The organism is Sediminibacterium sp., assembly GCF_051860225.1.
Classification (GTDB): Bacteria; Bacteroidota; Bacteroidia; order Chitinophagales; family Chitinophagaceae; genus Sediminibacterium.
In genome coordinates this window covers 633,646-655,280 of the sequence record NZ_JBHYEI010000001.1, presented here as the reverse complement: position 1 = coordinate 655,280, position 21,635 = coordinate 633,646, and the positions used below count along the sequence as shown (strand labels likewise).

Sequence of the window (21,635 nt, the reverse complement as noted above, 5' to 3'; positions counted from 1 at the left end):
TTATGAATTAAAAGCATTCCAACCCTGCGCCTTCAAATCGTATTGATTGCCTCCCTTTGTTAAAAGCTTAACCCCTTCTTCTAGATCGGTGATATATCCAATCACACTGATTTCTTCGTTTAGTACAATTTTATCGTGGTCTTCTTGAGCAATGGTAAAAATCAATTCGTAGTCTTCTCCCCCATTTAATGCACAAATGGTTGGGTCTAAGCCAAACTTAAATGCAGCTTTTCTACTAGCATCTGCAATAGGTAATTTTTCTTCATACACCCGCGCACCTAAATTAGATTGCTTACAAATATGCAATACTTCACTACTGATACCATCGCTTACATCCATCATAGAGGTTGGAACAATTTGGTTGCTGGCAAAAAATTCAATGATGTCTTTTCTAGCTTCAGGCTTCAATAATTTACCGACGATATAACTCTCGTCTTCTAAGTCTGGTTGAATATTTGGATTTTCTTGGTAAATCTTTTTTTCTCTTTCCATCAAGGTTAATCCCAAATAAGCGCCCCCCACATCTCCACTCACACAAATTAAATCTCCTTTGCGGGCAGTACTTCTTTTTACAAATTGATCAGGAGCTACTTCGCCAATAGCGGTAACAGATATTACAAATCCCTTTAATGAAGAGGATGTATCACCCCCTATTAAATCAACGCCATATTTTTCACAAGCAAAATAAACGCCCTCATAAAATTCATTTAATGCTTCTACACTAAAACGATTGCTAATACCAATACTCAATGTAATTTGAGTGGGAGTAGCATTCATTGCATAAATATCGCTGAGGTTTACTACCACTGCTTTGTAGCCCAAATGTTTTAAAGGAGTATACATCAAGTCAAAATGAATTCCTTCTAACAATAGGTCGGTGGTAACTACGGTTTGTTTGCCAAAATGGTCAATCACCGCAGCATCATCTCCCACTCCCAATATTGTAGAAGCATTTTGAATTTCTGCATTTTTGGTTAAATGTTCAATTAATCCAAACTCACCTAAGTCTGCTATTTCTGTTCTTTGTTCCATAGAATCTATTTAGAAAGGTCCTCCGTTTACAACAGCTACTAATTCATCGTGAATATGGCCATTGGTGGCAATAATATGTGGTTGGTAAGGAGAATAATAATCACCTTTAAAATCTGTTACTTTTCCGCCAGCTTCTTCTACCATTAAAAATCCAGCAGCACTATCCCAGGCTTGCAATTTGTGTTCATAAAATCCATCAAATCTTCCAGCAGCAACCCAGCATAAATCAACTGCAGCACTTCCCAATCTTCTTACAGGCACCCCTTTTCTGATTAGTTTTTCAAAAACCTGTAAAGGTCCATTGGGGGCATCTAAATAAGTGTAAGGGAAACCAGTTACTAAACAGCTCTTGATTAAAGATGTTTTATTTCCTACCTGAATCTTTTGATCGTTTAAAAAAGCGCCCGCACCTTTTTCCGCAAAGTAAAATTCATTCATAAAAGGGTTGTAAACCGCCCCCATAATCATTTTACCATCCTTCTCAATTCCAATACTCACGCAGCAGATAGGTATGCCGTTGGCAAAATTGACCGTTCCGTCAATAGGGTCTATGATCCATTTATAAGTAGAATCTTGTTTTAACTCACCTGATTCTTCACTCAAAATAAAATGATCAGGAAATTCAGCTTGAATAGTATCCATGATGGCTTTCTCTGCTGCATGATCTGCTTCGGTTACTAGGTTATTAATGCCTTCTTTATTGCTGATGGCAAATGTTCCATTAAAAAAATGTCGAAGTTGAACAGCCCCTGCTTCGGTGGCTTTTAATAAGGTTTGTTTAAGCATGGCGCAAAAGTAACCCAGATTCTGCATCTTTGGAACAATATTGTGACTACCAAACTTTCCATACTCATTGTTAACTATCGGGTTTATCCCTATTTGGATGCTTGCTTGCAGGCGGTGTCAAGGGCGTTGAGTGGGTTAAATGCAGAGATCATTATAGTAGATAATAATTCAGAAGAAGCCCAACAAATATTGTTGGCTGAAAAGTTTCCTGGGGTTCAGTGGATTTGTTTAAAAGAGAATATCGGATTTGCAAAGGCCAATAATTTAGCGTTAAAAAAAGCAGTTGGGAAATATATATTGTTTTTAAATCCAGATACTGAGATTCAATCTAATGTGCTTTATCGGACAGTAGACTATTTATTGAAACACCCCAAAGTGGGTGCTGTTGGGGTACAAATGCTTGATGGGGATGGATGTTTTTTACCAGAAAGCAAACGCAATCTACCAGGGCTATTGAGTTCAATGTTTAAATTAATTGGTTTAGCTAGTTTTTTTCCTACTTCTAGCTTTTTTAACAGCTATGCTTTAGGCCATTTAGATAAAAATGCCATTCATTCGGTTCCTGTTTTAGCTGGTGCATTCATGATGATGCCGGCTATATTAATTAAAAAATTGAAGGGTTTTGATGAATCTTTTTTTATGTATGGAGAGGATATAGACCTCAGCTTAAGGGTACTTCAACAAGGATTCGAAAACCATTACTTAGGGAATTTAAGCATTACCCATTACAAAGGAGCTAGCTCTAAACAAGATCAATCCTATTTATCACATTTTTATGGATCAATGATCATTTTCATAAAAAAATACCCGAAAATGTATGGAGGCGCTTTAGGAATATGGTTGCTGCAAAAATGTATCCGACTATTTTGGTTCATAGCTCAATGGAATAAAAAATAACTAATAGCCTTTTCACAAAATATTATATATAATTCATTTAGTTTAGCTTCGTAGCTTAACCGTAAACGAACGCATGCCGATAATTGATCTGAAACTGCCGAACGCAATATTAAAGGCACTGAGGCTTCCACAAAACAATCTCAGAAGAGACCAGTTGCGGGTGCTTAAGAAACTATTGAAAAAAGCCAGGTTTACTTCCTTTGGCCAACAATACCGTTTCGATGAAATATTGTTGAGTAAACATCCCGGTAAAAAGTTTCAGGAAATTGTTCCAACATTTAATTACAATAAAATATATAATGAGTGGTGGCATAAAACCATTGAAGGACAAAGTGATATCTGTTGGCCTGGAAAAATTAAATATTATGCATTAAGCAGTGGAACGAGTGAGTCTGCAAGTAAATATATTCCAATCACCAATGATTTGTTGCGCGGGAATAAAATTGTGATGATTAAGCAATTGCTTAGTTTAGGAAAATATGAAAACATCCCTTTTGCTTCTATAAGCAAGGGTTGGTTAACACTTGGGGGTAGTACTGAATTACAAAAAGGACCTGGTTATTTTGCAGGAGACCTTAGTGGTATCACTGCAAAAAAAGCACCATTTTGGTTTCAACCATTTTATAAGCCGGGTAAAAAAATAGCCAAGCAAAAAGATTGGAATAAAAAAATAGCGGAGATAGTAGAGAAAGCGCCTGACTGGGATATTGGCTTTTTAATTGGCGTACCAGCTTGGATTCAAATGTGTGTAGAGCAAATTGTAGAGCGTTACAAGCTAAATCATATTCATGAGCTATGGCCTAATCTCGCTTTTTTTGTACATGGCGGAGTTAGTTTTGAACCATATAAAAAAGGCTTCGAAAAAATGCTGGGTAAGCCCATCACCTATATTGAAACCTATTTGGCAAGTGAAGGTTTTATTGCGTACCAAGATAGGCAGTATGCAAAAGGGATGCGACTAGTTACCAACGAACATATTTTTTTAGAGTTCGTACCATTTGATGAACACAATTTTACATCCGATGGAGAAATGATAAGTAATCCTGAAGCATTGATGTTACATGAAGTAGAAGAAGGAAAGGATTATGCTTTATTAATCAGTACCACAGCTGGTACTTGGCGCTATTTAATAGGTGATACCGTTCGATTTGTAGATAAAGAAAGATCTGAAATTATTATTACAGGAAGAACTAAACATTTTTTAAGTTTAGTAGGAGAGCATTTGAGTGTAGACAATATGAACAAAGCCGTTCAAATGGCATCTGAAAAATTCAATATTAGTATTCCGGAGTTTACGGTTGCAGGCGTACCAGTGGGAAATTTCTTTGGACATCATTGGTTTGTTGCTTGTAATGATAAGATAGACGGCAATACCTTGGGACAATTTATTGATGAGTGCTTGAACGAACTGAATGATGACTATGCGGTAGAAAGAAAAAGCGCTTTGAAAGAAATGAAATTAACTGTGTTAAAAGAAGACGATTTTTTGAATTTTATGTTGAGTAAAGGAAAGCTTGGCGGTCAACATAAATTCCCGAGGGTATTAAAAGGAACTATGTTAAATGATTGGTATCAATTCTTAGAAAAAAATAAATGAGGCTAAAGCTATTCCTTGCCCTTTCTGTTTTATCAACAATATTTTTTTGTTCATTTTTATTTGTGCAGAAATCTACAATCCCCAATAAGCATTTTTTCCATAAAGATTTAACTGCACCTAAAATATTCAAAGTACTTTTTAAAACGAATAAAGGAGATTTTATCATTCAATCTAATCGTTCTTGGGCCCCACTAGCTGTAGATCGATTTTATACTTTAGTGAAGAAAGGCTTTTATACCAATATTTATATTTTCAGGGTAGAGAAAGATTATGTAGTACAGTTTGGTATTTCCGATAACCCAAAAGAAAGTATCTTTTGGGATAAAGCCAGATTAAAAGACGAGCCAGTCATTCAAAAACACAAAAAAGGCATGGTGGCGTTTGCAAGAAGCGAAAAAAATTCTCGTACCACACAATTATTTGTCAATATGCAAGATAATCCTACGCTTGATACTACTATAAGAGAAGGAGTACATGGATATCCACCTTTTGGTAAAGTAGTATCAGGAATGAATACATTCTTTCGATTGAATGATCAATATGCAAAGCGAATTTTGCCGCATCAAGATTCAGTTTATTTGCATGGTAATAAATACCTAAATCAATATTTTCCTGGTTTAGATAAAATATTCAGCGCAACAATTATCCGCTGAAATAGCACTAATCAGCTATTTTTGTAATCTGACTAAACAAAGGTTAAAAGGATGCTTGCACCATTGATGAAAGGACTGGTTTTAGGATTGATTCTGAGTATTTCGGTAGGTCCTGTTATTTTTGCTATCATCAAGCAGAGTTTAGCTAATGGCCATAAAGCAGGATACAGTTTTGTAGCAGGTGTTTCTGCAAGTGATATTAGTTTGGTGCTGGTTTGTAATGTATTTACCTCTTTTTTTACTACTGCCCTTTCTCATAGTAATACTATTGCAATTGCAGGAAGCATTTTTTTAATAGGAGTAGGGATTTATACTTTCTTTTTTAAAAAAGTATTAGTAGACGAAGAAAATAAAATTGAAATAAAAAAATTTCGTAAAAGAGATTTAGCGGGTATTTTTTTATCAGGCTATTTTATGAATATGCTTAATCCTGCAGTATTTCTCTTTTGGTTTGCATGGACAGCAGCCATCACAGGAGATGCAGCAAGCACACCTAATCCAACCCAATATAAATGGATTGTTTTCATTACTTGCTTGATTTTCGTGTTACTTTCTGATATTGCAAAAGTGGCTTTGGCTGGTAAGTTAAGAGAGCGCTTAACGCCCAAAATTTTGCATTATATCAATAAACTTTCAGGGATTATTTTAATAGGATTTGGTATTGCATTAATTTGGGGGGTACTCAATTTTGGAGACAAGTTAAAATAGTATCTTTCCAATATGAGGAAGATTATGCGTTTTATAGGCAAATGGTTGCTTATTCTTTTTTTTAGCTCATTATTATACACCATCATTTGTATTTGGTTAATGCCTCCAATTACAATTACCCAAGTATCGAATTCATTCAGTTATGGCTTAAAAAGAGATTATATTAGTTGGAATAAAATTTCCAATAATGTAAAACTCGCTGCAATAGCCAGCGAAGATCAAGCATTTCCAGACCATAGTGGATTTGACTGGGATGCAATTGAGAAAAGTTTGAAGCCCAAGAAAAAAGGAAAGAAAACAAAAATACCATTAGGAGGAGGAGCTAGTACCATTACACAACAAACTGCTAAGAATGTATTTTTATGGCAGGGCGGATCAATTACCAAGTTTGTTCGGAAAGTGCCTGAACTTTATTTTACCAAACTGATTGAATGGGTTTGGGGTAAAGAGCGCATCTTGGAAGTCTATTTAAATGTAATTGAAATGGGTCCAGGCATTTTTGGGATTCAAGCTGCTGCTAATCATTATTTTAATAAAGATGCGTCAAAGCTGACACGTTCAGAAGCAGCCATGATTATAGCTTGTTTGCCCAATCCTAAAAAATTTACTGTTAAGCCCATGAGCAGAAGGGTTGGTTGGCGTTATCCGCAAATCTTAAAGCAAATGAATAATCTAGCAGGTGACGAAGACGTACAAGCTTTGTTGCGTTAAACCAACAATCGGTCAACAGCTTTAATTGCCGCTTCAGTTCGTTCAGCATCAGTACCACTAATAAGGGTCCATGGAATAGTTTGGTTGATTAATATATCTTTATAAATAGCAAATAATTCCTTTCTAGGTTTTTCGTTGGGGTACTCTCTTAATTCATCTTTAACCCACGGCAAATCAATATTGCACAGCAAATAACCGTCGTATTTTCTTTTGACGATTTCATCTAAAATAAAAAAATCACACTCACCAAATACATATTCGCTCCAAACTTTCATCACATACATATCGGTATCTATAAATAGGATTGGGGTCTTATTGCTTTCTGCTAATGATTTGGTAGCTAATTCTTCTAACTTCAACTGACCTTTCGCAACCTTCAATAAATCTGCTAGAGTATAATTTGTGCCATTTTGTAATAAGTATTCTCTTGCATATTCTTCGCACCAGGCAGATTGATAATGAAGTGCAAGTGCTTTACATAAAGTACTCTTACCCGTACTTTCTGGTCCTATGATAACAATCTTTTTAATAGCGCTCATGTTGGGCTTTTTTATGCCAGCTAATTAAACCGGCAATTGCAAGAACGAAAAGTACTAAAAATTGAACACTAGTAAATACATAACCTTTCGTAAAGTAAAGAGGAATAGATGCAATATTGGTAGCAATCCACCAATACCAGCTCTCTACTTTTTTTCTAGCCATTAACCACATGCCAGTGTAGGCTGTTGCACTAGCAAATGCGTCTGCCCAAGGAATAGCTTCAGGAGCAAAATTGGCTTTCAGCTTTGTTAAGGTGAAAAAAAGTATGCAATAGAAAACGGAAAAAACCCCTAATTGTTGCAACCATTCAGTAGCATTGCTTCGTGTAATTTTAAGTGCAGCTTCTTGGGTATTTTTATTGATTTTACTCCACCATACCCAACCATAAATACTGACAATAGTGTAGTATAAGTTTACACTGGCTTCCCCGTATAGTTGTCCCTCTAAACTTAGATAAATATAGATGGTGGTATTAATTAGGCCAATTGGATAGACTAAAATATTTTCCTTTCTACTGTACCAAACGCTAGCAATTCCAGCAAAAACTGCAACAAATTCGAGTAAACTGGTTTGTTGCAATCCACTCAAGAATTGTTGGTATATTTCGGATAGTTGCACGGGATTATTTATTCCGCTTCTGCTACTACTTCTTTAACTTCTGGAATCATACGCTTCATCATTCCTTCAATACCTGCTTTTAAGGTTATCATAGAAGATGGGCAACCAGAGCAAGAACCTTGTAACATTAAATTTACAACGCCATCATTGTAGCTCTTAAATTGAATAGCGCCACCATCCATTTCAACGGCAGGTTTAACATAATTCTCCAACAATTCTTTAACACGCTTTACAATATCATCGTCATCTGCACTTACGGTATTGCTGGCTTCTTGTTTTACTTTGGCAACTTCTTCCTCATTCACTACCATTCCCCCATTTTCTAAATATTGTTTTAGAAACTCTTTAATAGTAGGAATAATATCTTGCCAATCTTCAGTATCAATTGTTTTGGTAAGCGTAATAAAATTGCTAGCTATGAATACACTTTTGATAAAGGGAAAGCTGAATAATTCTTTAGCCAAAGGCGATGGTGTAGCCAATGATTCGTCAGCAAAATCGATGCTCTTTCCAGGGTACAATAATTTGTTTGCCACAAATTTCATTGTCTCAGGATTAGGAGTCATTTCTGTATAAATGCTGATTATAGGGTTGCCAGTCTTAATCATAGTATGCTATTTTACTTAAGTTATCAATTGCAAATTTAAAACAATTCGGTTGGAGGTAAAGTTCATTCAGCTGATTTAGCCCCTAACTGCCCCTTATTTTTCGGATATCGTAAGTTAACTCAATAAATGAGCGCTTTTTACGTTATCAGTTATGCATTATCAAGATTTAGATAAGTAGTATATATACAGTTACATGCGAATCATTATCCTATTATTCATCTTCTTATTCAATTCGAGACCACTGATTGCTCAAAATGACGCTTTTATTTTGGGGATGACGCTTGGAGGAGCTGAAATAAATGAAAACCAGCTTCCCGGAGTGTTGAATGAACATTATCAATATCCAACAGAGGAAGAAATTACTTATTATCATCAAAAAGGCTTCAGATTAATTACCATACCATTTAAATGGGAGCGGGTTCAAAAAAGCCTTGGAGGCGATTTGGATTATGTTGAAATAGGGGAAATAAGAAAAGTAGTTTCATGGGCTGCAAAAAGGAATATGCAAGTAATACTTTGCATGAATAATGCAGGTAGGTATCGAAAATATGGGGTAGAGTATATAGTAGGTTCTTTGGCAGTTAGTAGACAAGATTTTGCAGATTGCTGGAATAAATTGGCCAATGCATTTGCTGGTTACGATAATATTTATGGCTACAACTTAATGGCCGAGCCCCATGATATGCAGGCATTTGATTGGCAAACATCGGCACAGTGGGCTATCAATTCAATTAGATTAGCAGATAAAAGAAGCCGAATCATTATTTCTGGAAACAACTATGCAGCCCCTGAAACATGGTACGACTATAGTGATCAATTAAAATATTTGAAAGACCCTCAAGATAAGTTGGTCTATAATGCGCATTGTTATTTTGATTTTGATTATTCTGGCAAATACCTGTTTTCATACGATCAAAACCAAGCATGGGATTCTACAGGAATTCAGAGAGCAATGCCCTTTGCACAGTGGTTAAAGCAAAATAATAAAAAAGGAATCGTTGGGCAATTTGGCGTTCCAGATAATGATGCTAGGTGGTTAAATATCATGGATAAATTTTTGCAGTATCTCAAAACAGAAAATATCGCAGCTGTTTACAGTTCTTCAGGAAAAAAATTAAGTGGAAATATTGTAAGCAGTTATCCACTTGCTGGCATTGAAAGACCGCAAATTAAAACATTACAATCTTATGTGAGTGGATCAGTTATAGCGCAGCAACCGATTCAAAAAACAGAAAAAAATGTAATAACAACTGATGCTAAAATTAAACCCCCACTACCATTGAGTGAGCCTTCTGATCCACCGAGTTTCTTTTTATTTTTACCAGGCACTACGTTATTGCCAGAACCCAATGGGGGACTGTACAAGCCAGTTTTAAAATCAACTACAAGAGAAAAAGTAACCAGAGAGGCTAAATACAGAAACCCTTAGTTAACAATTCTTAGTTTGGCATAATTCAGCATAATTTTCTTTTCACCATTCTGAGCAAAATCAATAGTAGCAACTGGATTATGTGCTGATCCCTCCATTGCTTTAACAATACCGAATCCAAATTTTTGGTGTTCTACTTTTTGTCCAACCTCTAAACCAGAAGTATCGCTAGGGGCAAAATCAGCAGAAGGAATATGTGCCACTACTTTTGGAGCAAGAGGCTGAATGGGCATATATTCTGGTTTGCTATTAGCAGATTTTTTAGGAGGGGGAGGGCCATATTTTTGATTAGCTTGTTGAGCAGAATTGCCAAATCCTCTTTGCATTCTTTCAAAGCCAGAACCCCACTGTGATCCAGCATGATTTTTTGCACCACCGCCTGCATAGCTTTTGTCAATAGACTCCTCTGGCATTTCATCAATAAAACGGCTTGGTTCATTTTGAACTAGTTGACCAAAACGATACCTTGAATTGGCATAAGTAAGCCAAAGCCTTTGCTTAGCCCTGGTTACTGCTACATAAAATAATCTTCTTTCTTCTTCTAATTCTTCACGAGTATTAATGCTCATTGAATTAGGGAAAAGGGTTTCTTCTACTCCACCAACAAATACACAACCAAATTCTAATCCTTTAGCAGCATGAATGGTCATTAATTTAACCACATCACTATTTTCTTTGTCGTCATCTGCATCAGTCAACAGCGTAATCTGTTGTAAGTAAGAGCCCAAAGTTTTGTCACCTAACTCTCCATCTTCATTACTCGGGCTTTCCGTCCATTCTTTTATGGAGTTGAATAATTCCTGAACGTTTTCATAACGAGCTAACCCTTCAGTAGTTTTATCATTAAACAACTCTTTAACCAGACTGGTATGTTTACCCACTTGAGTTGCTACATCAAAAGCATTTTTGTCGGTTAGCATACTTTGAAAATAGCGGATCATCGTAGTGAAATTTTGCAAAGCTTCTAAAGTACCCGACTTAAAACCAAATTCTCCAGCCCTACTGACTACATTGAACACCGGAATATTTTGTTCATTGGCAATAATGACTAATTTTTCGATGGTAGTTTTTCCAATTCCTCTAACTGGATAATTAATAATTCTTTTTAATGCTTCTTCATCATTGGTATTTACAATTACTCGTAAATAGGCAAGAATATCTTTAATTTCTTTACGTTGATAAAAGCTTACACCTCCGTAAATTCGATAAGCAATACCCATCTTTCTCAAACTTTCTTCAAAAGAACGGCTCTGGGCATTCGTTCGGTAAAGGATAGCAAAGTCTTTATTAAAATAATGATTACGAAGTTTTTGTTCTTGAATGGTGTCAGCTACAAATTTTCCCTCCTCATTATCAGTCATAGTTCTCACTAACTTGATCTTTTCACCCTCTTCATTTTCAGTCCAAAGATTTTTAGGTATTTGTCCTTTATTATTTTTAATGACCTGGTTGGCAACTTTTAAAATTTGTTGACTACTTCGGTAGTTTTGTTCAAGCTTAACCACTTTTACATCGTCATAGTCTTTCTGAAATTGTAAAATATTTTCTATTGTAGCCCCTCTGAAGCTGTAAATACTTTGTGCATCATCACCAACCACACAAATATTTTCATGCGCAGCAGCGAGTAGCTTACTAATTTGATACTGAACTGGATTGGTATCTTGGTACTCGTCTATGAGTAAAAATTTGAATTTGTGTTGGTATTTATGTAAGGCTTCTGGAAAATTATTTAGTAGCTCATACATTTTTAATAATAAATCATCAAAATCCATTGCACCGTTTTTAAAACAACGCTTTGCGTATGCAGCATATACTTGAGCAATAGCAGGCCTGTTTGAACGAGCATCTTCTTGTTGAATAGCGTAGTCTGTTGCGTATTCAGCAGGACCTACTAAAGCGTTTTTTGCTGAGGAAATTCGATTACCAACTATATTGGGTTTATAATGCTTATCGTCTAAATGCAACTCGTTGATGACTGTTTTTAAAACAGAACGACTGTCATCTGTATCGTAAATGGTAAAATTGCTAGGATAGCCTAATTTACCTGCTTCCGCCCTAAGAATTCTTGCGAATACACTATGGAAAGTTCCTACATATAAATTTCTTGCTTCAGCATTGCCTAGAATTTTTTCAATTCTTTCTTTCATTTCAGCTGCAGCCTTGTTAGTAAAAGTTAGTGCAAGAATATTAAATGCATCAACTCCATTTGCCATTAAATGGGCAATTCTGGTAGTTAATACTTTGGTTTTTCCACTGCCCGCACCAGCCACAATCATCAATGGCCCCTTAATATGTGTAACTGCTTCCCGTTGAGACTCGTTGAGTCCGTTCAAATAATCCTGCATAACTATAAATTCGATTGCAAGATAGGCTAAGCGAAGCTTTTATAAACGGTGAATTCCTGTATAATGAAGAATTACTTTGAACAACTCTGAAGGAATAAAGGGTTTTACAACAATATCATTTATACCTGTTTCTTTAATTCGATCTTCAATTTCTCTGGGTAAACTGGCTGTTAAAGCAATGATCGGAGTTTTAACCCCTCGATCTCTTAAAATACGAGTAGCTTCATAACCATCCATTATAGGCATATGCATATCCATTAAAATGAGCTGATGCAGGTTTGAGTTAAATAAATTAATAGCTTCTTGACCGTTTTGAGCAATATCTACTTTAGCCCCCCATTTAGTTAAAAAAGTTTTGGCTACTAAAATATTTACTTCATTATCTTCCACCAATAAGATGGATATACCATTTAAAGGTTTGCTTTCTTCGGAGGGTGCTTGATTTTGAATAGGATATTCTTCCTTTTTAGGTGCAGCAATTGGAAAATTAATTTCAAAGAAAAAAGTCGAGCCTTTTTCAGGTTCACTTTTTAGTTGAAGTTTAGCTCCTTGCAATTCAAGCAGTCGTTTACTTATTGCTAAACCTAAACCAGTACCACCAAAATTTCGGGAGGTACTGGTATCTGCTTGCGTAAACTGATCAAAAATCATTTGTTGTTTTTCAGCAGCAATACCAATTCCGGTGTCTTCAACTTCTATTAATAATCGAATATTTGAATCGAATTTATCTACAACACTAATTCTCAATTCTACAAAGCCCTTTTTGGTAAATTTAATTGCATTGTGAATCAGGTTTCCAATCACTTGACTGATTCTAGTAGGATCTCCAATTAAATTCGTATTTACTTGTTGGTCAATATTTAATTTTAACTGTATTCCTTTATCCTTTGCAAGAGTCCCAAACCCCGTAATTAGCTTCTGTGCTATATTCTTGAAGTCCATTTCAATGGATTCAAATCCTATTTTTCCAGCTTCTATTTTATTAAAATCTAAAATATCGTTTACGATATTCAATAAATTATTAGCAGAAAATAATAATACATTTAATTGCTCTTTTTGCTCTTCGGAGGGTTTTTCCATGAGCATAATATTCGTCATTCCTAAAATGGAATTAAGGGGTGTTCTAATTTCATGCGACATAGTACTCAAAAAATCATTTTTTGCTTTGAGTCCTTGCTCTGCTTCTTTTTTTGCTTCTTTTAAAATAAATGCAAATCGATAAGATAGCACCAATGATTGCAAAAAGAAAAACGTGATATATCCAAAAAATAAAACGTATCTCGGTGGTTCAACCAAGTTAAAATACTTAAGATTAATTAAAAAGAAAATCACCAGTAGTATAGCAGTACTAAGTAGGGCATATTTAGCACCTAATTTCTTATTAATATAAGCTTGAATATATATGTAAAAAACATGAACAATTACGCTAAACATTACTAGCAGAAAAGGATTAATCAATTGCGTAAAAACACTTGGGGGGAAAATGAGAACTATTAAACATAAGATAATAGCCATTCCTACTTCAATGTATAGCAACCAATTGTTGGTTTCTTCAGGAAATAGGTACTTTGTATAAAGCATGAAGAAAAGTAAACAAATAAAAAGGCTCAAGTATTCTAAATGCACGCCAATAATCCAGGGAAAATTAGAGAGTAAACTATGTAAAATATAATTGTCCGATCCAATAATTCGATAGCTGTAGGCAAGACAAAAAAGCGAGAAAAATAAAATGACTTTATCGTGTTTACCAAAATAAAATAATCCTATAAAAAATAGCCCACCCATCAATAAAGCGCCTGCCAATAAAAGATCAAATGCGTCTTCCGCAGCTTGATCTGCTTGAAGGATTTTTTTATTTCCAATTAAAATTGGTTTATAAGGACCGCCTTTAGAATGCCTGAAATTGGCTATTTGTAGTATTAAGTCTAATGTATCTTCAGCAGGTAACTCAACAACTTGTTCTATCCATTGCTCTTTTGTAGTTTCTTTAGTAGTTCCTGGTACTCCTGCATTTGCAAATGGTTTTCCATTTACCAATAAATTAAAAGAACAGTAAGTATCAGGTAGTTTAATGGCTAAATTTTGTTGATGCTTACTATCTAGAATAACTCGAACAGTATAGCTAGCAAATCCTTGAGTGGGAAGTAATTTTCCATTAATAGTTGTGTAATTCCAGTTTTTAGGAAAATAGGTAAACCCTGTTGGGGTTGTTGAACTATCAGCATGAGTTAAGAGTTTCCCCCAATAAATAGCCCAATTGCCATTAATAGGAATAAATGCTTTGTCAAGATTAGATTTTCTTAAATCAATAACCCCCTTTTCTACCAACGGGACTAGTGTTTTTGCGGTTTGAGCTGTTCCTCCCAATACCCAATTACAAAACAATAGTAGAATGCAAAAGCGGATATTAAAATGGGATTTATTGGAAAACATGGATTCACATTGTCTATTGAATTTAACATATATATTAATATAAAAAAAACGCCAACCTTATTTTAATAAGATTGGCGTTTCTAATTTTATATTTTTAAGCTAGTTACTTACTTTTTTCTTTCAAGCAGTTTAAAGAACTGATCTAATTGAGGGATAATAACGATTCTAGTTCTTCTATTTGCAGCTCTTCCTTCTGGTGTTGTGTTATCGGTTAAAGGAACAAACTCTCCTCTACCAGCAGCAGTCATTCTTTTAGGATTCATTCCGTAAGATTCTTGTAAAATTCTTACAACGGTCGTAGCTCTTTTAACGCTCAAATCCCAGTTGTCGATCATTCCTCCCCCTTTAATCAATGGAATTGAATCGGTATGACCTTCTACCAAGAATTCAATATCAGGTTGTGCGTTCAATACTTTGGCAACTTTCCCTAAAACATCTTTAGCTCTTTCAGTAACATCGTAGCTACCGCTCTTAAACAACAACTTGTCAGAAATATCTACATAAACAACACCTTTGTCTACTTTGATATTTACGTCTTTATCGTCAATATTACCCAATACCCCTTTAAGATTCATTACTAAAGCCATATTCAAAGAATCTTTTCTGGCGATGGATCCTTGTAAATCTTGGATGTATAAGTCTTTTGCACCAATATTTTCTAAAGACCTTCTAATACTTTCTGCTTGAGCGCCTGTAACTACAGATAAATCTTTTAGTTGATTCAATACCACATTGTTGGTTTGTTTTACGTAATCTAGCTGTGTATTGGTTGTATTTAACAGTGCTTCTGCAGATTGTTTCTGTGTTTGAAGATTGCTAATCTGGTTTTTAGATTTATTCAATTCTTCTTCTAAATTTCTATATTTTCCTTGTAATTCTGCATAAGCACCATTTAATTCGCCATATCTGGCTTCAGCCTGTCTCATTTGTTTCGGGCTAACACAAGCAAATAGGGTAAAAGAAGCCAAAGCGGCAAAAGTGTAGATTTTCATTTTCATTGGTCTAACTTATTATTAATAATAAACTGCAAGTTATGCAAAAACTACTTTTACCGACTCGTTGTACCAATTGTTGTAATGGTCTTTAAATGTTTCGTCTAAAACTTTTCGTTTTATTTTGAGTGTAGGTGTTAAAATACCGTTTTGAATAGTCCATTCTTCTGCCATAATAATCAGTTTTGCCAACTGTTCATGGTGCTCTAATTCTTTGTTAATTTTCTCTAATAGTTGGTGTAAGTGTTCTTGCAAATTGGTTTCTGCCAACTGTCTTGCATGTTCAGATAAAGTGCACAAAAGTAAAGGAGCGGGCATTCCCCATCCCACCACACAAGCTTGTGCAATCATAGAATCGGATAATACTTTTGATTCTATAGGAGCAGGAGCAACATACTTGCCCTTACTGGTTTTGAATTGGTCCTTAATTCTTCCAGTAATCTTTAAATATCCATCTGCATCAACTTGGCCCTCATCCCCCGTTTTTAAATAGTCTTCCTCAAACATTTCAGCTGTCAAAACAGGTTCCTTATAGTAACCCAGCATATTAGCCTCACTCTTCACCAACACTTCATTTTGATCACTTAATTTAACGGTCACACCTGGATATGACTGACCTACTGTTCCAAACTTACAAGCTCCTTTTCTATTAGAATGAGACAATGCAGAGTTTTCGGTCATACCATAAGCTTCCTGAATCTCCATTCCTAATTGGTAAAACCAGTCTAATACGACTGGATTGATGGGCGACGCACCGGTATACAAATGCTTTACCCTGCTAAGACCTAATTTTTTGCGAATAGCTTTTTTAATTATGGTTGAAACGATGGGAATCTTCAATAACCTACTCAATTTTTGCTGAGGCATTTTGCGCAAGATTTCTTCTCTAATTTTTTCCCAGATTCTAGGAACAGCAAGAAAAATAGTTGGTTGTGTATATTGAAGGTTCTTCGAAAAAGAATCCATGGTCTCTACAAAATGAATACAACCTCCTGTAAAAATAGCCCCACATTCAACCAACATTCTTTCAGCCACATGGCAAAGTGGTAAGTAAGAGAAGAAAACTTCATCTTTTAAAGGGGGCGTACTTTCTAAAAAGGAATAAACAGCAAATGACATAGTGTGATTGTTGTGCATCACTCCTTTAGGCGTACCAGTGGTTCCCGAAGTATAAATGATACAAGAAAGGGCTTTTGGATCAAGCGGTGTTAGTTCAGTCAAGGGGGAAGTTGAACGAACTAAATCATCCCAATTTAAACAACCTCCATTAAAATAAAACGGAAAACTGATTTGAGTCATTTCTTCAGGAATGCCCATTCTGATTAATTCAGGATGATCAAGCTTTCCAACAAAAATTGTTTTAGCCTCGCTATGAAGTAAAATTTCATTTACCGCATTACTGGTAATATTGGGGTATAGCGGAACAGAAACCATACCAGCCATATTAATGGCTAAATCGGCCATGATCCAATGTGCACAGTTTTTGCTTAGTATGGCAACTTTATCACCTTTTTGTAAACCAGATTGCTGTAACCAGGAAGCCATTGATCTGATTTCTTTACCAGCTTTATCCCAAGTAAATTCTTGGTAAATCTCTTTTACAGGTTCGGCCAAAAATATTTTATTAGGTTGGTTTTTTTCGAAGTAGCAAAAACGATCAATAATGGTTGGATAGGTGTTTATCATATTAGTTGGGGGCTTTTTGATCTAAATGTTGTAAACCGAATTCAGGTATTTTTCCCGTTTTATCAGCAAAATAATGTACGATATAATGTAAGTCTGCATCTATATTCCCAGTAGGCATAAAGGGCTTAGAGAAAGTAATTTGTTTTCTTCCAAAATCTAAACCAGCTAGAACAATTGGTACGCCTGCCTTATAAGCAATATGGTAAAAACCCGTTCTGAGTTTATCTACTTTTTTTCTTGTGCCTTCAGGAGATAAAGCCAACACAAAAGAATCACTTGAATTAAATTTTTCTACTACTTGATCTACCACATTGTTGTTACTAAATCGATCAACAGGAAACCCGCCCATTTTTCTAAAAAAGAACCCAAAGCGCCCTTTAAATAATTCCGCCTTACCTAAAAACTTTAAATGGTACAGTCTAAGTTTACTTCTTACGGCTAAGCCCACTACAAAATCCCAAGCACTGGTATGAGGGCCTACGGCAATAACACACTTTTTCAGGTGATAAGGAAATTCATCACGAATAGTCCATCCCTGCAGTTGCAGAAAAAGGTTCCAGCATACACGCATAGCAATCGATTGGGAAAATCAAGATAGAAAAAAATGAATAAAAGGGGAAATAAAGTTTTACGCAACGCATTTCAGCAATTATTTCTATTTCAGATAAAGTTTAGTCATCTTATAATCAGTTAACAAATTGATCGTAATAGTACGGAAGCTTCACCAAGCCATTTTTAATACAAAAAGTAACCAATTCTACCTTGTTTTTAACTTCAAATTTATCAAGCAAGAAGCTAAGGTATTTTTTAATAGTAGGAAGACTTTTATTCATGACCAAAGCAATTTCTCGATAACTTAAATCCGCTGCATTTAATAACAGAAATTGCTTATGAATCGAGGTAATTTCTGGAAACTTTTTTTTAATTAGCTGATTTGTTGAAGTTGATAGTATTAATTCTCTTCCTTTATTAAATAGTAAATCGTCTATATAGGTATTATTTAAAATTGTTTGATCAATCGCTTCTTTAAAGGAATTTCTATTCCCATAAGTATGTTTGTATATTGCAGAATCTGGGCTAGTAAAGTGCTTGCTAATAAAACTTGTTGCACCTTCACTTAGGACCTCTGTAACCAATGCTTTATTACTATGTGATGAAACCCCAATCATTTTAATGGATGGATACACTTGCGATATATAACTTGTTAAAAGTAAGCCGTCTATTTTAGGTAGTTCGATATCTAAAAATAAAATATCTGGAAGCTTTTTAGCACTGTTCAGTTTGAGCAGTAACTCATAACCATTGACTACATCAATTAATAGGGTAGAATCGTTTAGTTTACTTATTTCTTTTTTAATCAATTTCCGGTACCGTTCATTGTCCTCCACCAAACCAAGTGCTATCATAAATATTTCTAAAGCTTGAAAATAGTATAATTTATCAATATGTATAGGGGGGCGTAAAAATTATCCAAATGAATAAATTTTTGAAAATAAATTAAACATATCCATTTGAATATATGTGAAAATGTTTGACCCTAATACTTTCGTATTTAAATAAACAAATTCTCAAAAATGATTTCTAAATGGTTCCCTAAATCAGTTTTAATTCTAACTATTGTATTGTGTATATCATCTTGTATGAAAAACACACTTTTGCAACAAGAAACATTCATTAATGAAAAGTCATGGCTTAAAGTGAATGGAAAGAATTATAAAGATGGAATACTTTTATTTTATACAAAGGACAATGTTAGGCAACAAGTAATTTTAGATTGGTCAACTGCTAAAAAATTTGTGAATAACAATGTTGTTTATACTGAGGTAAACTTCGTATCGGAACTGAATAAAGAAAGAGATAAACGTATTCAAAATTCAAATAATTCAATTTCAGATCAAATTCAGTTTAGTGTTGTATTCAGAACTATTAATGACACATTAGAGTCAGTCATTAAATATACAATACCAAATACTACATTATTTTTTTCAGATAGTGCAAGAAAAGGGTGCATTGAAAGTTATCATTCTTTTGATGGAAAAACCTTAGATGTTTGGTTTACGGATTTTGCAACAAAAAAAATAATGAAACGTAAAATTCTTGAAAGCCAAATAATATCTAACAGTTCAATTACTCAGGAAAAGCAACAAATAAAACGAACATCTGTTTATGATCCTGAATCTGTATGTTATAGTACAACCGAAAGCCAATATTCTTATTCTTGTATTAGTCTTGGAACGAGCTCGTCCGGCGATTATAATATTGAGTGTGGTTGGAGATATATTGGTGATATTGCAACTACATTCTGCTTTTCTGGTTCAGGAGGATCTGACTCATGGCCTCCTTCAAGTGGAGGAGGAGATGGATATTCTGGCGGATCTTCAAATCCTTCCATCCCTCCCAAATCGCCGTGCCCTACTTCTAAAGAGGCCTTAAAAAGTGCATTTCCTGCTGGTAGCAATGCTTCTTTGAATGCTTTAGCTAATCTAATCAATGAGTATGGTGGTAAGTTTGGTATAGATAATGAACATAAACTTCGTCATTTTTTGGCTCAAGCTGCAACTGAAACTGGCGGATTTAGTTCGTTACAAAGGGCAGAAAGTCTAAATTATTCTTCTGCAACTCGTTTAGCTAATATTTATCCGAAACATTTTTCGTTTATTAATCCATTTAAAAAAAATCCATACAATTATTTACATAACTCTGAACGATTAGCAAACTTGGTTTACAGAAATCGATACGGAAATGGAAGCGAAGCATCTGGAGATGGTTTTCGGTACAGAGGTCGAGGTATTTTTCAATTAACATTTAAAGATAACTATCAAAATTTTCAAGATTATTATAATTCAAATTTTTCTTCTAACCTTGATTTACTAAATCACCCAGAGGTCTTAGTAAGTAATGATCCCTTAAGTGTAATTTCTGCTTTGTGGTATTTTAAAACAAGAGTTTCATCTAAAATTTCAATTAATTCGAATACTCCTGTAGAACAAGTAACAAGATTAGTAAATGGAAAATTGAATGGCATAAACGAAAGAAAAAGCTATTACAATAAAACCAAGATATATATATTCTGTCAATAAATAATACAATAAATAACATGAAAATTAAAAAAGTAATTGCATCTGTGTTGTTAATAGCGTTTACCCTAATATTTTCTATTGGGTATACTAAGTACAGAGGTCTAGAGTATTTTTTTTCTCCTCAAGCACCACAACATTTAGTAGATGAGCAAACTAATATTATTGCAACATGGACATCTGAAGATGATGCTAATTATAAACTTGAGTTTAAAAATGATGGCACTTGTATTGAGTATTATGGATCTTTAGTGACTGACACTTTTAATTATAATATTTCAAACACCACACCGCAATGTGGTATTTCTGTATTAGTAGATCAAGAGCAGGAAACTAGTTATTTGCAGTTAGTTAATTCTGATGGTTCAACATATTGTTATGAAATAAATGGTGTCGGTGAATTATTATCTCTTACAAAGGTAGGCACAGCAGAACTTTCTATTTTTTTTAAATAGATTATCTTTTATCTTTAAATAAAAAATATGATTATTTTTAAAAGATTATTTCTCCTTGCATTAGTATTTATAATATTTAGTGGGAGTCTTCATTCTCAAACTATAAACTCTGAACGAAAATTAATAGTCGGTACGTGGATTTCAACTGAAGCAGATTGGACTTTTATTTTTGATAAAGATTCTTTATGCAAAGAATATATGGATAAACAATTGATATCTAAATACGCTTATAAGGTAACTTCTGCTAATTCTTATTGCGGAAAAATTTCTAAAGTAAATCTTAATGATCAATCAATAAGTTATTTGCAGTTGAATAATCTTGAAACAAAGGAAATTACTTGTTATGAAATAAACGGGGTAAGCACTCGAACTTTAAGTATCACAGAGTATATGATGCCTGAACCAGCTTTATTTAGAAGAAAAGTTGTACAAAAAATCCCAAATAAATAGCCGTTTTTTGTAGAAAATACCATTGAATGGCATCCGATAGTCGTAAAATCATCATCATAGCCGCCCCATCTGGTTCAGGCAAAACTTCCATTACTCGACTCTTATTGCAGAAATATCCTGCTTTGAGTTTATCCATATCTGCTGCAACCAGAAAACCAAGGGGCGAAGAAAAAGATGGGGTGCATTATCATTTTATTTCTGAAGAGGAGTTCAAACATAAAATTGAGGAGAACGCATTTGTAGAATGGGAAATGGTCTACGAAGGAAGTTATTACGGCACGTTAAAAGCAGAGCTAGAGCGGATTTGGAACTTAGGAAAGACACCCATTTTAGACATCGACGTAAAGGGCGCCATTCACTTACAAGACCAGTTTCCGAATCGATGCTTGTCAATATTTATTGAACCGCCTTCTGTTGCAGAGTTAAAAAAGCGATTAGAGAGCAGGGGAACAGAAACTTCTGAGAGCCTTGCTAATAGAGTGAATAAAGCCAGTTACGAACTCTCTTTCAGGAATCATTTTCATAAAAATATCTTGAATGATAATCTAGAAAAGGCCTGCGCAGAAACAGAACAAGTAATCAAAGAATTCCTCGGTTGGTAAGCAGCTATAGCCCATA

General features: G+C 34.7%; 21 protein-coding genes. 10 read left to right on the top strand and 11 right to left on the bottom strand.

From position 1 onward, the window contains the following. Positions 1-1,032, bottom strand: coding sequence for a thiamine-phosphate kinase (thiL, locus tag ACTIEI_RS02780; protein ID WP_439504755.1), 1,032 nt, complete (start codon positions 1,030-1,032; stop codon positions 1-3). 9 nt (positions 1,033-1,041) lie between these two features. Beyond that, positions 1,042-1,818, bottom strand: coding sequence for an inositol monophosphatase family protein (locus ACTIEI_RS02775; RefSeq protein WP_439504754.1), 777 nt, complete (start codon positions 1,816-1,818; stop codon positions 1,042-1,044). A gap of 42 nt (positions 1,819-1,860) precedes the next feature. Here ACTIEI_RS02775 and ACTIEI_RS02770 point away from each other — a divergent pair, with 42 nt between their 5' ends. The 5 genes from ACTIEI_RS02770 to mtgA all read left to right on the top strand — a co-directional run bounded on the left by ACTIEI_RS02770 (position 1,861) and on the right by mtgA (position 6,384). Further along, positions 1,861-2,715: a glycosyltransferase family 2 protein gene (locus ACTIEI_RS02770; protein ID WP_439504753.1), complete on the top strand. Its 855-nt coding sequence runs from the start codon at positions 1,861-1,863 to the stop codon at positions 2,713-2,715. A 73-nt stretch (positions 2,716-2,788) separates the two neighbouring features. After that, positions 2,789-4,312: a GH3 family domain-containing protein gene (locus ACTIEI_RS02765; RefSeq protein ID WP_439504752.1), complete on the top strand. Its 1,524-nt coding sequence runs from the start codon at positions 2,789-2,791 to the stop codon at positions 4,310-4,312. 62 nt (positions 4,313-4,374) lie between these two features. Beyond that, positions 4,375-4,965, top strand: coding sequence for a peptidylprolyl isomerase (locus ACTIEI_RS02760; protein WP_439504751.1), 591 nt, complete (start codon positions 4,375-4,377; stop codon positions 4,963-4,965). 51 nt (positions 4,966-5,016) lie between these two features. Beyond that, entirely contained in the window at positions 5,017-5,673 is a 657-nt protein-coding gene (locus tag ACTIEI_RS02755; RefSeq protein ID WP_439504750.1) for a LysE family translocator, read from the top strand. Between the two features lie 12 nt (positions 5,674-5,685). Then, the gene (mtgA, locus tag ACTIEI_RS02750; protein ID WP_439504749.1) at positions 5,686-6,384 is read left to right on the top strand and encodes a monofunctional biosynthetic peptidoglycan transglycosylase; all 699 of its coding nucleotides are present in this window, start codon (positions 5,686-5,688) and stop codon (positions 6,382-6,384) included. Here the strand turns inward: mtgA and ACTIEI_RS02745 are convergent. From ACTIEI_RS02745 to ACTIEI_RS02735, 3 genes are read right to left on the bottom strand one after another with little or no spacing between them, the layout of a single operon-like run. After that, complete coding sequence (locus ACTIEI_RS02745) at positions 6,381-6,923, bottom strand: AAA family ATPase (protein WP_439504748.1); 543 nt, start codon at positions 6,921-6,923, stop codon at positions 6,381-6,383. The two genes, mtgA and ACTIEI_RS02745, sit on opposite strands and share 4 nt — an antisense overlap. Continuing rightward, positions 6,910-7,542: a nicotinamide riboside transporter PnuC gene (pnuC, locus tag ACTIEI_RS02740; protein ID WP_439504747.1), complete on the bottom strand. Its 633-nt coding sequence runs from the start codon at positions 7,540-7,542 to the stop codon at positions 6,910-6,912. The genes ACTIEI_RS02745 and pnuC overlap by 14 nt, the downstream gene beginning before the upstream one ends. Positions 7,543-7,550: 8 nt before the next feature. Beyond that, positions 7,551-8,150, bottom strand: coding sequence for a NifU family protein (locus ACTIEI_RS02735; protein WP_439504746.1), 600 nt, complete (start codon positions 8,148-8,150; stop codon positions 7,551-7,553). A gap of 193 nt (positions 8,151-8,343) precedes the next feature. Between ACTIEI_RS02735 and ACTIEI_RS02730 the strand changes: the two genes are divergently transcribed. Then, positions 8,344-9,579, top strand: a complete 1,236-nt coding sequence (locus ACTIEI_RS02730; RefSeq protein ID WP_439504745.1) for a glycoside hydrolase family 5 protein — start codon at positions 8,344-8,346, stop codon at positions 9,577-9,579. On the opposite strand, the gene ACTIEI_RS02725 is transcribed toward ACTIEI_RS02730, so the two are convergent. From ACTIEI_RS02725 to ACTIEI_RS02700, 6 genes are all read right to left on the bottom strand, one after another. Beyond that, positions 9,576-11,924 (bottom strand): ATP-dependent helicase, encoded by a 2,349-nt coding sequence (locus tag ACTIEI_RS02725; RefSeq protein ID WP_439504744.1) that lies wholly within the window; start codon positions 11,922-11,924, stop codon positions 9,576-9,578. The genes ACTIEI_RS02730 and ACTIEI_RS02725 overlap by 4 nt on opposite strands. A gap of 39 nt (positions 11,925-11,963) precedes the next feature. Beyond that, positions 11,964-14,357 carry an ATP-binding protein gene (locus ACTIEI_RS02720; RefSeq protein WP_439504743.1) on the bottom strand — a complete coding sequence of 798 codons (2,394 nt, stop codon included), beginning with the start codon at positions 14,355-14,357 and terminating at the stop codon, positions 11,964-11,966. 107 nt (positions 14,358-14,464) lie between these two features. Next, positions 14,465-15,355 (bottom strand): OmpA family protein, encoded by an 891-nt coding sequence (locus tag ACTIEI_RS02715; protein ID WP_439504742.1) that lies wholly within the window; start codon positions 15,353-15,355, stop codon positions 14,465-14,467. Positions 15,356-15,388: 33 nt separating this feature from the next. Further along, on the bottom strand, positions 15,389-17,035 hold the full coding sequence (locus ACTIEI_RS02710; RefSeq protein ID WP_439504741.1) for an AMP-binding protein: 1,647 nt from the start codon (positions 17,033-17,035) through the stop codon (positions 15,389-15,391). Position 17,036: 1 nt separating this feature from the next. After that, positions 17,037-17,606 carry a 1-acyl-sn-glycerol-3-phosphate acyltransferase gene (locus ACTIEI_RS02705; protein ID WP_439504740.1) on the bottom strand — a complete coding sequence of 190 codons (570 nt, stop codon included), beginning with the start codon at positions 17,604-17,606 and terminating at the stop codon, positions 17,037-17,039. Positions 17,607-17,721: 115 nt separating this feature from the next. Then, positions 17,722-18,441 carry a response regulator gene (locus ACTIEI_RS02700; protein ID WP_439504739.1) on the bottom strand — a complete coding sequence of 240 codons (720 nt, stop codon included), beginning with the start codon at positions 18,439-18,441 and terminating at the stop codon, positions 17,722-17,724. A gap of 234 nt (positions 18,442-18,675) precedes the next feature. On the opposite strand from ACTIEI_RS02700, the gene ACTIEI_RS02695 reads away from it, so the two are divergent. The 4 genes from ACTIEI_RS02695 to gmk are packed head-to-tail and all read left to right on the top strand — an operon-like array spanning position 18,676 to position 21,619. Beyond that, the gene (locus ACTIEI_RS02695) at positions 18,676-20,115 is read left to right on the top strand and encodes a glycoside hydrolase family 19 protein (protein WP_439504738.1); all 1,440 of its coding nucleotides are present in this window, start codon (positions 18,676-18,678) and stop codon (positions 20,113-20,115) included. 17 nt (positions 20,116-20,132) lie between these two features. Then, positions 20,133-20,567, top strand: a complete 435-nt coding sequence (locus ACTIEI_RS02690; protein ID WP_439504737.1) for a hypothetical protein — start codon at positions 20,133-20,135, stop codon at positions 20,565-20,567. 27 nt (positions 20,568-20,594) lie between these two features. After that, the gene (locus ACTIEI_RS02685) at positions 20,595-21,017 is read left to right on the top strand and encodes a hypothetical protein (protein WP_439504736.1); all 423 of its coding nucleotides are present in this window, start codon (positions 20,595-20,597) and stop codon (positions 21,015-21,017) included. 26 nt (positions 21,018-21,043) lie between these two features. Continuing rightward, positions 21,044-21,619: a guanylate kinase gene (gene gmk, locus ACTIEI_RS02680; RefSeq protein WP_439504735.1), complete on the top strand. Its 576-nt coding sequence runs from the start codon at positions 21,044-21,046 to the stop codon at positions 21,617-21,619. Positions 21,620-21,635: the final 16 nt, after the last annotated feature.

What these genes read in the sequence shown, in the direction of transcription:
- ACTIEI_RS02710 (WP_439504741.1), bottom strand. Translation starts at nt 17,035, where the DNA reads ATGATAAACACCTATCCAACCATTATTGATCGTTTTTGCTACTTCGAA.
- ACTIEI_RS02720 (WP_439504743.1), bottom strand. Translation starts at nt 14,357, where the DNA reads ATGTTTTCCAATAAATCCCATTTTAATATCCGCTTTTGCATTCTACTA.
- ACTIEI_RS02700 (WP_439504739.1), bottom strand. Translation starts at nt 18,441, where the DNA reads ATGATAGCACTTGGTTTGGTGGAGGACAATGAACGGTACCGGAAATTG.
- ACTIEI_RS02685 (WP_439504736.1), top strand. Translation starts at nt 20,595, where the DNA reads ATGATTATTTTTAAAAGATTATTTCTCCTTGCATTAGTATTTATAATA.
- ACTIEI_RS02730 (WP_439504745.1), top strand. Translation starts at nt 8,344, where the DNA reads ATGCGAATCATTATCCTATTATTCATCTTCTTATTCAATTCGAGACCA.
- ACTIEI_RS02745 (WP_439504748.1), bottom strand. Translation starts at nt 6,923, where the DNA reads ATGAGCGCTATTAAAAAGATTGTTATCATAGGACCAGAAAGTACGGGT.
- ACTIEI_RS02765 (WP_439504752.1), top strand. Translation starts at nt 2,789, where the DNA reads ATGCCGATAATTGATCTGAAACTGCCGAACGCAATATTAAAGGCACTG.
- ACTIEI_RS02755 (WP_439504750.1), top strand. Translation starts at nt 5,017, where the DNA reads ATGCTTGCACCATTGATGAAAGGACTGGTTTTAGGATTGATTCTGAGT.
- ACTIEI_RS02690 (WP_439504737.1), top strand. Translation starts at nt 20,133, where the DNA reads ATGAAAATTAAAAAAGTAATTGCATCTGTGTTGTTAATAGCGTTTACC.
- ACTIEI_RS02735 (WP_439504746.1), bottom strand. Translation starts at nt 8,150, where the DNA reads ATGATTAAGACTGGCAACCCTATAATCAGCATTTATACAGAAATGACT.
- thiL (WP_439504755.1), bottom strand. Translation starts at nt 1,032, where the DNA reads ATGGAACAAAGAACAGAAATAGCAGACTTAGGTGAGTTTGGATTAATT.
- gmk (WP_439504735.1), top strand. Translation starts at nt 21,044, where the DNA reads ATGGCATCCGATAGTCGTAAAATCATCATCATAGCCGCCCCATCTGGT.
- ACTIEI_RS02725 (WP_439504744.1), bottom strand. Translation starts at nt 11,924, where the DNA reads ATGCAGGATTATTTGAACGGACTCAACGAGTCTCAACGGGAAGCAGTT.
- ACTIEI_RS02695 (WP_439504738.1), top strand. Translation starts at nt 18,676, where the DNA reads ATGAAAAACACACTTTTGCAACAAGAAACATTCATTAATGAAAAGTCA.
- mtgA (WP_439504749.1), top strand. Translation starts at nt 5,686, where the DNA reads ATGAGGAAGATTATGCGTTTTATAGGCAAATGGTTGCTTATTCTTTTT.
- ACTIEI_RS02775 (WP_439504754.1), bottom strand. Translation starts at nt 1,818, where the DNA reads ATGCTTAAACAAACCTTATTAAAAGCCACCGAAGCAGGGGCTGTTCAA.
- ACTIEI_RS02715 (WP_439504742.1), bottom strand. Translation starts at nt 15,355, where the DNA reads ATGAAAATGAAAATCTACACTTTTGCCGCTTTGGCTTCTTTTACCCTA.
- ACTIEI_RS02705 (WP_439504740.1), bottom strand. Translation starts at nt 17,606, where the DNA reads ATGCGTGTATGCTGGAACCTTTTTCTGCAACTGCAGGGATGGACTATT.